The sequence below is a fragment of the Kutzneria sp. 744 genome (genome assembly GCF_000568255.1).
GTDB lineage: Bacteria > Actinomycetota > Actinomycetes > Mycobacteriales > Pseudonocardiaceae > Kutzneria.
On record NZ_KK037166.1, the window covers coordinates 8,065,991 to 8,081,625 of the forward strand.

Annotated in this window: 12 protein-coding genes and 1 pseudogene; 9 read left to right on the forward strand and 4 right to left on the reverse strand. The window is 70.7% G+C overall.

Annotated features, from left to right (window positions below):
* Positions 1–154 precede the first annotated feature (154 nt).
* From KUTG_RS37170 to KUTG_RS37185, 4 genes are all read left to right on the forward strand, one after another.
* Positions 155–973 (forward strand): oxygenase MpaB family protein, encoded by an 819-nt coding sequence (locus KUTG_RS37170; protein ID WP_043731937.1) that lies wholly within the window; start codon positions 155–157, stop codon positions 971–973.
* Positions 963–1,520 carry a TetR/AcrR family transcriptional regulator gene (locus KUTG_RS37175; protein WP_043723580.1) on the forward strand — a complete coding sequence of 186 codons (558 nt, stop codon included), beginning with the start codon at positions 963–965 and terminating at the stop codon, positions 1,518–1,520. The genes KUTG_RS37170 and KUTG_RS37175 overlap by 11 nt, the downstream gene beginning before the upstream one ends.
* 63 nt (positions 1,521–1,583) lie before the next feature.
* On the forward strand, positions 1,584–2,900 hold the full coding sequence (locus tag KUTG_RS37180) for a flavin-containing monooxygenase (protein ID WP_043723581.1): 1,317 nt from the start codon (positions 1,584–1,586) through the stop codon (positions 2,898–2,900).
* Position 2,901: 1 nt separating this feature from the next.
* On the forward strand, positions 2,902–3,735 hold the full coding sequence (locus KUTG_RS37185) for a crotonase/enoyl-CoA hydratase family protein (protein ID WP_043723583.1): 834 nt from the start codon (positions 2,902–2,904) through the stop codon (positions 3,733–3,735).
* 69 nt (positions 3,736–3,804) lie between these two features.
* Here KUTG_RS37185 and KUTG_RS37190 read toward each other — a convergent pair whose 3' ends face one another.
* Positions 3,805–4,215, reverse strand: coding sequence for a PPOX class F420-dependent oxidoreductase (locus KUTG_RS37190; RefSeq protein WP_043723586.1), 411 nt, complete (start codon positions 4,213–4,215; stop codon positions 3,805–3,807).
* 266 nt (positions 4,216–4,481) lie between these two features.
* Between KUTG_RS37190 and KUTG_RS37195 the strand changes: the two genes are divergently transcribed.
* Positions 4,482–7,118: a M14 family zinc carboxypeptidase gene (locus tag KUTG_RS37195; RefSeq protein WP_232241167.1), complete on the forward strand. Its 2,637-nt coding sequence runs from the start codon at positions 4,482–4,484 to the stop codon at positions 7,116–7,118.
* 42 nt (positions 7,119–7,160) lie between these two features.
* Here KUTG_RS37195 and pgm read toward each other — a convergent pair whose 3' ends face one another.
* Positions 7,161–8,804 (reverse strand): phosphoglucomutase (alpha-D-glucose-1,6-bisphosphate-dependent), encoded by a 1,644-nt coding sequence (pgm, locus tag KUTG_RS37200; protein WP_043723590.1) that lies wholly within the window; start codon positions 8,802–8,804, stop codon positions 7,161–7,163.
* Between the two features lie 118 nt (positions 8,805–8,922).
* Here pgm and KUTG_RS37205 point away from each other — a divergent pair, with 118 nt between their 5' ends.
* From KUTG_RS37205 to KUTG_RS37215, 4 genes and pseudogenes are all read left to right on the forward strand, one after another.
* Positions 8,923–9,927, forward strand: a complete 1,005-nt coding sequence (locus KUTG_RS37205; RefSeq protein WP_043723592.1) for a LacI family DNA-binding transcriptional regulator — start codon at positions 8,923–8,925, stop codon at positions 9,925–9,927.
* A gap of 1,075 nt (positions 9,928–11,002) precedes the next feature.
* A pseudogene (locus KUTG_RS66600) lies at positions 11,003–12,142 on the forward strand (FUSC family protein); the annotation flags it as partial.
* Positions 12,143–12,194: 52 nt separating this feature from the next.
* On the forward strand, positions 12,195–12,416 hold the full coding sequence (locus tag KUTG_RS66605; protein ID WP_369794669.1) for a carboxypeptidase-like regulatory domain-containing protein: 222 nt from the start codon (positions 12,195–12,197) through the stop codon (positions 12,414–12,416).
* 54 nt (positions 12,417–12,470) lie between these two features.
* Positions 12,471–13,514, forward strand: coding sequence for a hypothetical protein (locus tag KUTG_RS37215; protein ID WP_157495029.1), 1,044 nt, complete (start codon positions 12,471–12,473; stop codon positions 13,512–13,514).
* An 18-nt stretch (positions 13,515–13,532) separates the two neighbouring features.
* Here the strand turns inward: KUTG_RS37215 and KUTG_RS37220 are convergent, their stop codons facing one another.
* Entirely contained in the window at positions 13,533–14,294 is a 762-nt protein-coding gene (locus KUTG_RS37220) for a lysophospholipid acyltransferase family protein (protein ID WP_232241168.1), read from the reverse strand.
* Positions 14,295–14,313: 19 nt separating this feature from the next.
* On the reverse strand, positions 14,314–15,635 hold a 1,322-nt coding region (gene crtI, locus KUTG_RS37225; RefSeq protein ID WP_043723596.1), incomplete at its 5' end, for a phytoene desaturase family protein.

Here is a 15,635-nt window from a genome sequence, read left to right on the forward strand (position 1 = left end):
ACCCCCTGATCCCTAGGCCACCCCAGAATCGGCTTGACGCTAACAGCTCGCCTGATTGGTGCCAATCAACGCGTCCGGGTGCCGCGAGGGTGGTGACCACGAGGTCGCGGTGATACAAAGAGAGGAAATCGTCTCACCGTTTCGGGAGGCGGCCATGGACCTGGCCGGACCGGGCTCGCTGCACTGGCGGCACGCCGGTGACAACCGGGTGTTGCTGCTGCTCGTGCGGGTCGGCCTGCTGCAGCTGATGCATCCCGGGCTGGGCGCCGGCGTCCACGATCACTCCGACTTCTTCGGCGAGCCGTGGGAGCGGATCATCCGCTCGGTGCCGCAGATCCAGGGCGTCACCTTCGACTGGCCGCGGGCCGCGGCCACCGCCGAGAAGATCACCGCCTATCACCTGGACATCAAGGGCGTGGACGAACGGGGCCGGCGGTATCACGCCCTCGATCCGGAGACCTATTTCTGGGCCCACCTGACGATTTTCGACACGATGATCCGCTCGATCGAGCTGTTCGACCACCGGCTGAGCGACGCCGAGAAGGCCCAGCTGTACGCCGAGACCATGGCCGGCTACCGCCTCTACGGCGTCAGCGACCGCTGCGCGCCGGCGGACTGGGCCGGCTACGAGCGCTACCTGGACCGGATGTGCCGCGAGGTGCTGGAGGTGACGCCGGTGGCCAAGGGGCTGCTGGACTTCGTCGAGCAGCCGCCGGAGCGCTTCCCGCTGGTGCCGGCCCCGATCTACCGCCTGGTCAAGCGCCCGTTAGGCAAGTTCCTGTGGTGGGTCAACCGCGGCACCCTGCACCCGGCGGTCCTGGCGCGGATCGGCGCTCGGTGGACGCCCCGGGACGAACGGCTGCTGCGGGTCTTCGCCAAGGTGATGCACGTGGTGTGGCCGCTGGTGCCGTATCGGCTGCGGTACTCGCCCCGGTCGCGTGAGGCGATGAAGCGGGTCGCCGGTGCCGTTTGACGACGACCTGATCCTCGACGCTGCGGTCGGCGAACTGAGGGACTACGGGTTGCGGCGCACCAGCGTCGACAACGTGGCCCGCCGCGCGGGGCTGTCCCGCGCGACCGTCTACCGGCGGTTCGAGAACAAGAACATGCTGGTCCAGGCGGCCCTGGTGCGGGAGAGCGCGCGGTTCTTCGGCGAGATCGTCGCCGCCGTCGGGCCGCTGCCGACCGCCGAACAGCGCCTGGTCGAGGGCTTTGTCGTGGGGCTGCGCAAGGTTCGCACGGACGCGCTGCTGACCCGGTTGCTGATCAGCGACCCCGAGGAGCTGGTGCCGTACCTGACGCTGCGTGGTGCGGGGGTGATTGCGGCGGCGAGCGAGTTTCTCGTGCAGCAGTACCGGGAAGTGGGCTCCTCGATGAGTCGGGATCCGCGTGTGCTGGCGGAAATGCTGGTAAGGCTGGCCATCTCCTTCACGCTGACGCCGGCCGGCTCGGTCGCCGTGGACGACGACACCGCCATGCGGGACTTCGCCCGTTCCTATCTTGTGCCGTTGATGTCCTGACTGTCCCTGGTGCCGCCGGTGTCCCGGCTGCGAGGCTGTGGGTCGGACCGGAAGGAGAGCCGCATGGCCGAGGTGTGCGTGATCGGGGCCGGGTCGTCGGGCATCGCGGCGTGCCAGGTGTTGCAGGCCCGTGGCATCGACTTCGACTGCTACGAGGTGGGGTCGGAGATCGGCGGCAACTGGCGGTATCTCAACGACAACGGCATGTCGTCGGCCTACCGGTCGCTGCACATCAACACCTCGACCCGGCAGATGCGGTACGCCAGCTTCCCGATGCCGGCCGAGCTGCCCGCGTATCCGGACCATTTCCAGATCGCGCGCTACTTCGACGACTTCGTGGACCACTTCGGCCTCCGCGACAAGATCGCCTTCCGCACCGAGGTGACGTCCGTCGTGCCGGAAGACGGCGTGTACGACGTGACGATCCGTGAACGGGACGGCGTCGAGCGGACCCTGCGCTACCGCTCGGTCATCGTGGCCAACGGGCACCACTGGGATCCGCGGGTGCCGGAGTTCCCAGGGGAGTTCGCCGGCGAGCGGCAGCATTCCCACTACTACAGGACTTTCGAGCCGTACGTCGGCAAGCGTGTTGTGGTGCTGGGCATCGGGAACTCGGCCTGCGACATCGCCGTCGAGCTCTCCCGCGTGGCCGACAAGACGTTCATGGCCATGCGCCGCAGCGCCCACGTGCTGCCGAAGTTCCTGTTCGGCATTCCGACCGACCACCTGACGACATCGCCGCTGGCTCGTGGACCCCTGTGGCTGCAACGACTTTCGCTGCGGGCGATGCTGGCGCTGACCCGGGGCGACGTGACCAGGTACGGCCTGCCCAAGCCGGACCACAAGGTGCTGGCCGCGCATCCCACGGTGTCGGACGACATCCTCACCCGGGTCGGGCACGGCGACGTCACGGTGAAACCGAACATTGCTCGGTTCGACGGCGACGCGGTGGTTTTTGCCGACGGCAGCCGGGAAGAGGTCGACGCCGTCATCTACTGCACCGGCTACCGCATCACGTTCCCGTTCCTGGCCGACGACCTGTTCAACGCCGCCGACAACGAAGTGGCGCTGTACCACCGGGTTGTGCCGCCTGGGCAGCCCGGGCTGTACTTCCTCGGGCTGGTCCAGCCGCTGGGCGCGATCATGCCGCTGGCCGAGGCGCAGGCGCACTGGATCGCCGACCTGATCGAGGGAACCGCCGCGCTGCCGCCGCCGGCCGAGATGAACCGGGGAGATCCCCGCTACCGGGAGCGGATGCGCCGCCGCTACGTGGCCTCGAAACGTCACACGATCGAGGTCGACTTCCAGGAGTACCTGGCCGACCTGAAACGGCTCCACCGTATGTTACCGTCGAGTAAGTTAACGGGCACGGGGAGCTGAGATGGCCGATCTGGACCAGTTGGTGTCGCTGAGCGTCAAGGTGACCGGGCATGTCGCCGAGGTGACCCTGCTCGGGCCGTCCAAGGGCAATGCCATGGGCCCCGACTTCTGGCGTGAGCTCCCGCTCGTCTTCGGCGCTCTGGACGCCGATCCGCAGGTCAGGGCCGTCGTGCTGACCGGGAGCGGGGCCAACTTCTCCTACGGCCTCGACCTGCCCGCGATGATGCCGAGCTGGGCCGAGCTGCTGGGCTCCGACCCGGCGCTGGCCGAGCCGCGGACCCGGTTCCTGCACGACCTTCGCCGCCTCCAGGACGCGGTGACCTCGGTCGCCGCCTGCCGCAAGCCCGTGGTCGCCGCCGTCTCCGGCTGGTGCATCGGCGGCGGTGTCGACGTCATCGCGGCCGCGGACATCCGCCTGGCCAGCGCCGACGCCAAGTTCAGCGTGCGCGAGGTGAAGGTGGCCATCGTCGCCGACCTGGGCAGCCTGCAGCGGCTCGTCGGCATCATCGGCGAGGGCCACCTGCGTGAGCTGGCCTTCTCCGGCCGCGACATCGACGCCCGCCGGGCCGAGAAGATCAACCTCGTCAACGACGTCTACGACACCCAGGACGACGTGCTGGCCGCGGCCCGCACGCTGGCCGAGGAGATCGCGTCCAACCCGCCGCTGGTCGTGCAGGGCGTGAAGGACGTGCTCGACACCGCCCGGGCCCCGCAGATCGCGGCCGGTCTGCGCTACGTCGGCGCCTGGAACTCCGCCTTCCTGCCCAGCAAGGACCTCGGCGAGGCGGCGACCGCCTTCTTCGAGCGCCGCCCCCCGAAGTTCTCCGGAGAGTGAGCACGCAGGGAAGGACGCCTTACCCGCGTTGAACGAGGGTAAGGCGTCCTTCCCTGCGTCACAGGGGACTCAGCCGTTGCGGTCGGGGCCGGCCTTGTCGAGGGTGATCCGGACCAGGACGCGCTGGTCCCGGACCATCGCCGCCCGGTAGTCGTCCCAGTCGGGGTGCTCACCCGAGACCCGGCGGTAGTAGTCGACGAGGCCGTCCATGGCCTCCGGCAGGTGCACGACCGAGGCGGTGCCCTCGACCTGGATCCAGCGGCCGAAGAACTCGTCGGGCAGCACGCACACGGCCACCCTCGGGTTGCGAAGGATGTGCTTGAGCTTGAAGGCCGTCTCCCTGGTGCTGATCACCACGTAGCCCTCGCCGTCCACGTCGACCGTCACCGGCGACATCTGGGTCGAGCCGTCGGCGCGGGTGGTGGCCAGCACCGCGCGGTGCTGGGTCCGGATGACGTCCCTGGCGGCGTCGAGATCCATCGGGTCTCCTCCTCGGTGTCAACCGGTGCAACCCGCGTGTCCCGGGACACATTCCCTCATCCGGACCCGGCCCGCGCGGTGACGCAGCCGGGCGGTGGCCGTCCCCGTTCGGCCCTTGCGGTCAAGGGTGCGGTCGATCGGGCATCGACGGTCGCCGAATACGGGCGATCCAGACTTACGGCGGTTACCCGCGCCCGGTTTCTCCTCTTAGGGTCTACCGGCTCCGGTTCGTCCGTGTGCCGGACTTGGTGGAGGAGGGGTTGCCGATGGGGCAGTTACCGAGACGACAGCTGGTGGTGCTGGCCGCGGGGGCGGTGCTGGCGGGGGTGTTCGTCGCACTGCCGGCCGGAACCGCCGTGGCGGCGCCGAACGTGCTCAACGCCGACCGGTCGGTCACCCGCTCCTGCTTCGCGTCCCTGTTGCCGGCGGGCGCGGCGGGTGCCGATCGGCGCGAGTTCACGTCCACTGTGGACGGCCTGATCCAGGCCCGGCTCAAGCCCGGGACGGGCGCCGAGGGCGACTGGGACCTCGCGGTGTTCGACAAGGCCACCGGCGGTGTGGTCGCGGCGTCGGCGGCGCTGCGCAGCCGCGAGGTCGCGGAGAGCTTCGTCAAGAAGGGGCAGCAGCTGGTCGTGCAGGCCTGCCGCTACAGCGGCTCCGCCCGTACCGTCCAGCTCGGCGTCGACTTCCTGGCCCTGACACCGCAGGGCACCTCGACCCAGACCACGCCGACCCAGACCACGCCGACCCAGACCACGCCGACCCAGACCACGCCGACCCAGACCACGCCGACCCAGACCACGCCGACCCAGACCACGCCGACCCAGACCACGCCGACCCAGACCACGCCGACCCAGACCACGCCGACCCAGACCACGCCGGCCCAGCTCGTCCGGGTGGAAACGCCGACGCGGGCGGACAAGAACCGGCTGAACACGCTGGGCCTCGACGTCACGGAGAAGGGCGACGCCACGAGCGTCGAGGTCGTGCTGGCCGACGGCAAGGACCGCAAGACCCTGTCCGACGCCGGCTTCAAGTCCTCGGTGGTCGAGGCGGATCTGTCCGCGAAGTCGGTGCAGGACGCGGCCACCGACCGCGCCTACGCGGCCAAGACACCGAGCTCGGCGCTACCGTCGGGGCGCACCACCTACCGGCACCTCTACGACTACGAGTTCGAGATCAAGGAACTCGCCCGCAAGTACCCGAACCTGGTGTCCGCCTTCACCATGCCGGAGTCCACCTGGGAGGGTCGCGACGTCGTCGGGCTGGAGATCGCCACCGACGTCAGGAACACCAGCGACGGCAAGCCGGTCGACTTCACCATGGGCGTGCACCACGCCCGCGAGTGGCCGGCCGGTGAGCACGCCATGGAGTGGGCCTACGAGCTCATCAACGGCTACTACCACGACAACACGATCCGCGGGCTGGTCGGCCGCACGCGCAACATCATCGTGCCGATCATCAACCCGGACGGCTTCGACATCTCGCGTGAGGCCGAGCCCAAGGGCGACTTCAGCACGTTCGACTACGAGATGAAACGCAAGAACTGCAACGTGAACGACTCGCCGCCGCAGTACGCGACCGGCGTGTGCAAGGCGGACCCGGCCGGCCGGCTGCGCGGCACCGACCCCAACCGCAACTACGCCGGGTTCTGGGGCGGCGGCGGCGCGGAGACGGCCTGGAGCGGCGACACGTTCCGCGGCTCGGCGCCGTTCTCGGAGCCGGAGACCCGCAACGTGCGCTGGCTGGTGTCGTCACGGCAGGTGACCAACCTGATGACGCTGCACACCGTGGCGGCGCTCGTGCTGCGCGTGCCGGGCATCGCCGACACGCGGCCGCCGTTGGACGAGCCGGCGTACAAGGCGCTGGGCGACAAGATGGCTTCCCGCAACGCCTACACCAGCGAGCCGAGCTGGATGCTCTACGACACCACCGGCACCACCGAGGACTGGTCCTACTGGGCCACCGGCGGTTGGGGCTTCACGATCGAGGTCGGCGGCAACGGCTTCCACGGCCCGTACGCGGACAGCGTCGTCGCCGAGTACGAGGGTCTGGCCCCGGCGGCCGGCGCCGGCAAGGGCGGCAACCGCCAGGCGTTCCTGGACTTCCTGGGCAACACGGCCGACCCGGCGCAGCACTCGACGCTGATCGGCTCGGCCCCGAAGGGCTACCAGCTCAAGCTGCACAAGACGTTTCAGACGCCGTCGTCGCCGGTGGTCCAGCCGGACGGCTCGACCAAGCCGCCGATCTACAACACCGACGACCTGAACTCGACGCTGACCACGACCGGCGGCCGCTTCGCGTGGTCGGTCAACCCGTCGACCCGGCCGTACGTGGCCGGCCGCTACGGGCGTGACCCGCAGGGCCCGGTGCAGCCGGGCTACGCGGTGGCCAACCCGGCGGGTGTGCCGCCGATCAACCAGAACTACCCGGCCGACACCACGGCGGAGAGCTTCGCCTTCCACGTGGACGGCCTGCCCAAGGCCGACAACGGCAAGCTCAGCGTCAACATCAACTGGAAGAACCCGACCACCGACTGGGACCTGTTCGTCTACGACGCGGCGGGCAACCTGGTGACGTCGTCGGCCAACGGGGGCACCACGTCCGAGCACGCGGTGCTGTTCGACCCACCGGCCGGCGACTACAAGGCGGTGGTGGTCAACTATGACCAGACCGATCCCGCCGTGGTGGACGACTGGACCGGCGACGTCTCGTTCGCCTCGCCGATCCCGACGACCTACGGCCCGAAGGAGGCCTACCAGCTGACGTGCACCTCGCCCAAGGGCAAGCTGGTGGGTGTGGCGGACGTGTACGCCGACCGCGGCCAGACGGTCGACGTCGGCGAGGTCTGCACCAGGTCGGCCCACGCGCAGAAGCAGCGCGCCTCGGGCGGCACCCGGTAGGGCAGTGAGCGGGGTGCGGCTACCGCCGCACCCCGCTCAGAACTAGTCGGCCAGGGCCTGGGCGACGACGTCCCGGGCCTCGGACTGGATCCGGGCCAGGTGCTCGGCGCCCTGGAAGCTCTCGGCGTAGATCTTGTAGACGTCCTCGGTGCCGGACGGCCGGGCGGCGAACCACCCCGACTTCGTGGTGACCTTGAGACCGCCGAGGGCGGCGCCGTTGCCGGGGGCGGCGGTGAGCCGCTGCTCGATGGCCTCGCCGGCCAGCTCGGTGGCGGTGACGGCCTCGGGGGAGAGCTTGGCCAGCTTGGCCTTCTCCTCACGGGAGGCCGGCGCGTCCACACGGGCGTAGCTGGGGGCGCCGAACTCGCCCACCAGCTCGGCGTAGCGTTGGCTGGGGCTCTTGCCGGTGGCGGCGGTGATCTCGGCGGCCAGCAGGCACAGCAGCAGGCCGTCCTTGTCGGTGGTCCACACCGAGCCGTCGCGACGCAGGAACGACGCCCCGGCGCTCTCCTCGCCGCCGAAGGCCACGGAGCCGTCCAGCAGGCCCGGCACGAACCACTTGAAGCCCACCGGCACCTCGACCAGACGGCGGCCCAGGCTGGCGGTCACCCGGTCGATCATGGAGGAGCTGACCAGGGTCTTGCCCACGGCGGCGTCGGGCGACCAGCCGTCGCGGTGCCGGTACAGGTAGTCGATGGCCACGGCCAGGAAATGGTTGGGGTTGAGCAGGCCGGCGTCGGGCGTGACGATGCCGTGCCGGTCGGCGTCGGTGTCGTTGCCGGTGGCCAGGTCGAACTCGGCGCTGCGGCCGATCAGCGAGGCCATCGCGTTGGGGGACGAGCAGTCCATCCGGATCTTGCCGTCCCAGTCCAGCGTCATGAACCGGAAGGTGGCGTCCACCAACGGGTTCACCACGGTCATGGCCAGGCCGTAGCGGTCGGCGATCTCGCCCCAGTAGGCCACCGAGGCGCCGCCGAGCGGGTCGGCGCCGATGCGCAGCCCGGACGAGGAGATCACGTCCAGGTCGACCGCCGACGGCAGAGCGCTCACGTAGGCGTCGAGGAAGTCGTACCGGCCGGTGGTCTCCGCGGCGAGGGCTTTTGCGTAGGTCACTCGCTTCACGCCGTCCAGTCCGGTGGCCAACAACTCGTTGGCCCGGTCCTGGATCCAGCGCGTCACATCGGTGTCGGCGGGGCCGCCGTTGGGCGGGTTGTACTTGAAACCGCCATCACGTGGGGGATTGTGCGACGGCGTGATGACCACGCCGTCGGCCCGATCGGCCCCTTGATCCGTGTTGTGGGCGAGGATCGCCCGCGACAGCGCGGGGGTCGGCGTGTAGCCGTCACGGCTGTCGATCAGCACCCGAACGCCGTTGGCCGCGAACACCTCCAGCGCGCTCACGAAAGCGGGCTCCGACAGGGCATGAGTGTCCTTGCCCATGAACAACGGCCCGGTGATGCCCTGCCCGGCCCGGTACTCGCAGATCGCCTGGCTGGTGGCCAGGATGTGGTCCTCGTTGAAGGCCACCGACAGCGCCGAACCGCGGTGCCCGGAGGTGCCGAACGCCACCCGCTGCTCGGGCACGGACGGGTCCGGATGCTCGGCGTAGTAGGCGGTCACGAGCTTGGCCAGGTCGACCAGATCGGACGGCGCTGCGGGCTGTCCGGCCCTGGGATCCACCGACATCCGGGCTCCTCCTCGATAGGCGTGCGCGGCGGTCGGCATTGTCTCACCCTGACGGCGGTGTCACGCCGAGCCCGGATGCAATCAGGTAACTGGGGGGAGCGGGAACGAGGAAGGACGCATGAGCAGACCTGGACGCCGTGGCCGCGCGACCATCGAGGACGTCGCGAAACTGGCAGGGGTGTCGCGGCAGACGGTCTCACGGGCCGTCAACGACATGGCCGAGATAACGCCGTCCACCAAGCAGCGGGTGCTGGAAGCGGTGCGGACCCTGGGCTACCGGCCGAGCCGCTTCGCCCGTGGACTGGTCAAACAGGACACCACCACCATCGGCCTGATCATCTCCGACCTGGTCAACCCGTTCTTCCCGGAGGTCGCGGCCGGCGTGCTGGCGGCGGCCGAGCACCGCGGCTGGCACGTGGTCGTCTGCGACACCCAGTACTCGCAGGAGCGGGAGCTGGCCGCGCTGGAAGTGCTGTCGCACCAGGCCGACGCGATCGTCGGCTACCTGAGCTATCCGGACGACGAGCTGGAGCGGCATGCCGGCGGGGTGCCGCTGGTGCTGCTGGAACGGCCGGGCAGCTCGCCGCGGCTGGGGTCGGTGAGCATCGACATCGAGGGCGGCGTGCTGGCCGGCATGCGGCACCTGGTGTCGTCCGGGCACAACCGGATCGGCATGCTCGACGGCGCCCCCTACCCGTCGGCCAACGGCCGTCGCCAGCACTACCTGTCGGTGTCGCACGAGCTGGGGCTGGCCGTCGACGACGGCTGGGTCTTCGACTGCGACCACTCCGTCGAAGGCGGGGCGTCGGCCATGGAGGCCCTGCTCGGGGCCCATCCGGACGTCACGGCCGTGTTCGCGTTCAACGACCTGGTGGCGGTCGGGGCCGTGCAGGCCGCGCGGGGGCTGGGCCGCCAGGTGCCGGCCGACTGCGCGGTGATCGGCTTCGACGGGTTGCAGCTCGGTGAGCTGGTCGACCCGCCGCTGACCACGCTGCACATCGACAAGCGGCGCATCGGGGAACTGGCCGTGGAGCAGGTCGCGCTCATCCTGTCCGAGCAGACGAACGCGGCCACGCACTGGCCGGTCGTGCGCCCGAGGCTGGTGATCAGGCGCTCGGCCTGACGGCATGTCTTGATCTCGACCGGGCCGCGTAAGGCATAGTCGTGGGCCTATGAGGCACGCGTTCGACGCCGTGCTCGATCGGTTCGCCGCCGCCGATCCGGGCACGCTCCGGCTGAGACAGGCGATCCGCACGGCGGTCAGCGTCGTGCTGGCGATCGCCGTCCTGGCCCTGCTCGGGTTGCCCATCACGACGATCATGCTGGGCACGATCGTGGCGATGATGTCGGCGATGTCGGTCAACGACAAGACCGTGCGGGGCCGGGCCGGCACGTTCCTGCTGCTGCCGGTGTCGGCCGGGGTGTCGATCACCGCGGGCGCGCTGCTGGAGCCGTGGCCGCGGGTCGGCGACGGGGTGTTCCTCGTGATCATCTTCGTGGCCGTCTACCTGCGGCGATACGCCCCGCGCGGGTTCGCCGTCGGCATGGTCGCGTTCATGACGTTCTTCTTCTCGCTGTTCATCCACGCCACGGTCACGCAGCTGCCGACGCTGCTGCTGGCCATCGTGGTGGCGCTGTGCTGCTCGGCGCTGTCGCACTTCGTGCTGGTGCCGCGGCGGCCCCGGCTGTCGCTGCGGCGGATCGTGGTCGCTTTCCGAGCCCGCCTCGGACAGCTGGTCGACGCGGCCGCGCACCTCGTGGAGGACCCGGACGACCGCCGGCACGAGCAGGTGCGCAAGCGGGTGACGCGGCTGCACGAGTGCGCGCTGATGATCGAGACCGAGCTGGTGGAGCTGGTCGAGCCGGCCCAGTTCGACCAGTGGCAGCAGGACGTCGTCGACATCGAGCTCACGGGCGAGCGGCTGGCCCTGGCCGCCCGGCGGCTGGTGGCCGGCGCGGAGCTCACGCCCGAGCTGCGGGACGGGCTGGTGGCCGAGCTGCACGAGCTGCGGCTGCTGGCCGGGCGGGATCCACGGCCGGCGCTGGTCTACGAGGACGACATGTCGATCAGCCGGCTCAGCGAGATCGGCCGGCAGCTCGACGCCATCGACAACCCGCCGCACGTGACCCGGCTGCGGCGGGCGATCCGCGAGCTGGCGGTCAGCATCACCACCGCCCGGGCCGAGCTGGAGTCGGACATGCTCGCCGCCGTCACGCAGGAGCAGCCGGGGCGGCACCGGCGGCCCGACGAGGCCGCCTCCGAGCCGTCGTCCACGCCGCCGGAGGCCCGGTCCGGCCTGCGGCTGACCACGCGGCAGGCCATCCAGGCGGTGATCGGCGCGGGCCTGGCCATCCTGGGCGGGGAGCTGGTGTCGACCCAGCGCTGGTACTGGGCGGTGATCACGGCGTTCCTGGTGTTCGCCAACACGACCTCGCGCGGCGACATCCTGATCCGCGGCTTCCGGCGGACCGTCGGCACCCTGCTGGGCATTCTCGCCGGCATGGTCGCCGCGACCCTGGTGTCCGGCCAGAGCACGCTGATCCTCATCCTGATCATCGGCTGCGTCAGCCTCGGCGTCTACGTCGTGCAGGTCTCGTACGGGCTGATGACGTTCTTCATGACGATGATGCTGGCCCTGCTCTACAGCCTGATCGGCACCTTCACGCCCGAGGTCCTGGTGCTGCGCCTGGAGGAGACGATCATCGGCGCGCTGGGCGGCGGCATCGCGGCCGTGCTGGTGCTGCCGACCAAGACCAGGGCGATCATCAAGGAGGACGTCGCCGCCGTGCTCCAGGCGCTGCGGCAGTTCATCCAGGACGCCGTGGGCCTGTTGCGGGACGCCGATTCGGTGGACCTGATCGACCAGTCCCGTGAGATCGACAAGAAGCTGGCCGAGCTGCGCAAGGCCGCCGAGCCGATGACCCACGCCATCAGCCCCTACCGCAACCAGCGCAGCGAACTGCGGCACGTGCTGGCCATTCTCGCCAGCGCCGCCTACTACGCCCGGACCCTGGCCGCCCACGCCGAACCGGCGCTGCTGACCGCCGATCCCCGGTTGCCACGGACCAGCGGCCGCATCGCCGAGAACCTGAGCCGCCTGATCGGCGTCGTCGGCGGGGACGACGGCGTGCCGGAGCGCAAGGTCGTCGCCGGCGACGCCCTGTCCACCCACGTCCGGCCCCGGCACTTGGCCGAGGGCGGCGTCGAGCCCGAGGACGCCGTCGGCCGGCGGATCATGGCCAGCTTCGACCACCTCGACGAGCTGGTGGTGGCGCTGGCCCGGCCGCTGGGGCTCGGGGACGACACCGAGACCGAGCCGGCCCGAGGAGGTCGACACCGTCACCTCACGGCTGCTGGGGCAGGTGCGGGATGGCTCCGGCGCGCCGGTGGTGGACGCCGCACTGACGCTGGTCGACGGCAAGGGCCGGCAGGTCGGCAAGTCCGCGCCGGCCGACGACGGCCGGTACCGCATCGAGGTGCCGGAGAGCGGCACCTACCTGTTGATCGCCTCCGGTCCCGGCCGGCATCCCAGCGCGGATCTCGTGACCGTGGGGGCGGGCCCGTTGACCAAGGACATCGTGCTGGACGAGGAACGCGACGCCTGGCGCTGAGGTCGTGACAGCTGTCATGGCGTGACCTCTTCCGGGCCGGGCAGACTCCGTCCCATGAATCGACGACAAAGGTGGGGAACCGTCGCATTGGCGGTTGTCGTGGCGGGGGCGATGGCGGTTCCGGCCGAGGCCGCGACGTACGCGCCGCCGCTGACCTTCGGCATCTATCCCGGCGGCTACGCGGGCGGTGGCTCCACCACGGGCAAGCCCGACGATCCGGCGAAGATCAGCGCCGCGCTGGGCACGCTCCAGCACGGACACTCGCCGTTCCTGCTGCGGGACTACATCGGTTGCACCAGCGCGTTTCCGGACGACGAGATGTCCCTGCTGACCCCGGGACGGCGGCTGGACCTGGTGATCTCCTACACCGGCCAGAGCATGGCCGACTGGCTGGCCTGCCTGGGCACGGAGGTGAAGCGCTACGGCCCGGTCACCGACACCATCTCGGTGACGCTGGAGCAGAACATCTACCCCGACCCGGCCGGCCGGGACGCGCTGGCGCAGGGCGTGGTGGCGGCCAAGAAGGCGGCCGAGGCGGACGGCTTCCACCGGCTCCAGATCGGCTTCGACGAGGTCGCCGCGACTTTCCCCGACGCCACCGGCCAGTGGGTGGATCCGTTCCTGTCGTTCTGGACCGACCTCGCCGGCCGGGTCGGGCCGGACTTCGCCCGCTCGGTGGACTTCGTCGGCGTCGACCTCTACCCGGACTCCGGGCTGCCCGGCGTCCCGGACTCGCCCGACGTGGCCGCGGTGACCGACTTCGTGCACCACACGCTGAACGCGGTGCGCACGCAGGAGATGCCGACCGTCGGCCTCGGTCGGAGCGTGCCGATCCGGGTGTCGGAGAACGGGTACTCGACCAACACGCCGGCCCGCTCGGCTGCGGACCAGGCCAAGGTCCTGACCAGCGAGATCCTGGCCGTCAACGCGGATCGCGCGGCCGAGAACGTGGTCAGCTACGAGATGTTCGACCTGCGTGACGACGTGACCGGCTCGCCGAGCGCGTTCGACAACTTCGGCCTGATGACCGACGACTACACGCCCAAACCGATGTTCTGGATCTACAGCGGTCTGATCGCCACGCTCGGCCGGCACTGACCGAGGGGCGCCGGGGTCCTAACCGACCTCCGGCGCCTTCTCACCCCGGGCCAGCTCCAACTGCTCGGTGATGGCGGCGACGATCCGGCGCGTGGTCTCCGTGACGACCTCCCGCGTCGGCTCCAAGCCCAGCAGATCCGACAGGTCGACCGGCGGCCCGGTGCGGATCACCGTGCGCCGGCGGGGAATCAGCCGAGGGAGCCTTCCCTTGGGCGGCAACACGAACTGCGTCCCCCAGTGTCCGATCGGCACCACCGGCGCCCCGGTGGCCAGGGCCAGCCGGGCGATGCCGCTCTTCACCTGCTTCACCGAAGGCCAGCCGTCCGGATCGGCGGTGAAGGTGCCCTCCGGGAACACCAGCACGCATTCGCCGCTCTCCGCGGACTTCACCGCGTCCCGGTAGGCGTCGGTGGCCTTGGACGTCCCGCGGTGCACGGGGATGTGCTTGCCGCCGCTCAACACGCTGCGCAGCACCGGGATCTTCCACAGCCCGGCCTTGGCCAGGTAGCGCGGAATCCGGCCGTGGGCCAGCACGTACGCGGTGACGGTCACGGGGTCGGCGAAGGACACGTGGTTGCTGGCGATCAGCACCGGCCCGTCGGACGGGATGTTCCGGCCGCCGTGCCAGCTCATGCGCGTGCCGAACATGACGAACGGCCACAGCACGTCGATGGCCAGGCCGTACCAGAAGCCGCGCCCCCGCCGTGGGGTGCGGCAGGTGAGCACGATCTTGGCCCACAGGCCGTGCGGGGAGTCGTCGACAGCGTCCGGGATGAGCACGCCGTCCACTCTGGCACGATCAGGTGGCCGAGCGGGCCAGATCGTGATGTGACGAGCCGCTGGCCGCGGCCCGCCCGCCGGTGATCCGGTCGGCGGCCAGCCGCCCCGAGATGAGCACCGGCGGCACGCCGACGCCCGGGGTGGTGCCGCAGCCGGCCAGCACCACGTTGTCGATGCCCCGCAGCAGGTTGCGCGGCCGGAACGGACCGGTCTGCGCAAACGTGTGCGCGGCGGCGAACGGCGTGCCGGCGGCCAGCCCCTGACGGGCCCAGTCGGCCGGCGTCAGCAGCCGCTCCACCGTGACCGACGAGCCCAGCCCGGTCAGCCCGCGGGCTTCCAGCACGTCGACCAGCTCGTCCCGGTAGGCCTCGCCCACCCGGTCCCAGTCGATCGGGGCCAGCTCCAGGTTCGGCGTCGGGGCCAGCACGGACAGCAGCTGCCGGCCCTCCGGGGCCAGCGTCGGATCCGTGGCCGTGGGCCGGGTGATCAGCAGCGACGGATCGCTCATCAGCCGGCCGGTCGAGGTGATCTCCTGGAACGTCCGCTTCCACGCCCCCCCGAACGAGATCGTGTGATGCCCCAACGCATCCCACGACCGGTCCGTGCCGGCGTGCAGCACGAAGGCCGACGGCGACCAGGTCAGCGGCACCACCCGCCGCGGCAGGTGCCCGATCAGCCGGTAGGACGCCGGCAGGTCCGGCGTCAGGACCACTGCGTCGCAAGCGATCCGCTCGCCGTGCGTGGTCCGCACGGCCGCCACCCGCGAGCCGATCCGCTCCAGCCAGGCAACCGTTGTGCCGTAACGGAATTCGGCCCCGGCCCGAGCCGCCGAGGCCGCCATGGCCTCCGGCACGGCCCGCATGCCGCCCCGCGGGAAGTACACGCCGGCAACGGTGTCCATGTAGGCGATCACCGCGTACGCGGCCAGCGCCCGGGCCGGCGGCACACCGGCGTACAGGGCCTGGAAGGAGAAGATCCGGCGCAGCCGGCGGTCCTTCACGAAGCCGCCGACCTTCGCGCCGAGGCTGCCGAACGCCCCCAGGCCGGCCAGGCGGGCCAGCTGCGGGCCGACCAGGTCCAGCGGCGAGTCGAAGTTCGCGCCGATGAACCGGTCCCGCTCGGCGGCGTACAGCTCGGTCAGCCACTTCCGCAGCCGCCGGTAGCCGTCGGCCTCGGTCGGGCCGGCCACCCGCAGCACCTCGGCCTCCATGGCGTCGGCGTCGCTGTGCACGTCGATGGAGCTGCCGTCGGGGAACCGCGCCACGTAGGCGGGATGCAGCGGCACCAGGTCCAGCCGGGACGCCAGCGAGTCGCCGACGGCCGCGAAGGCCTCGTCCAGCA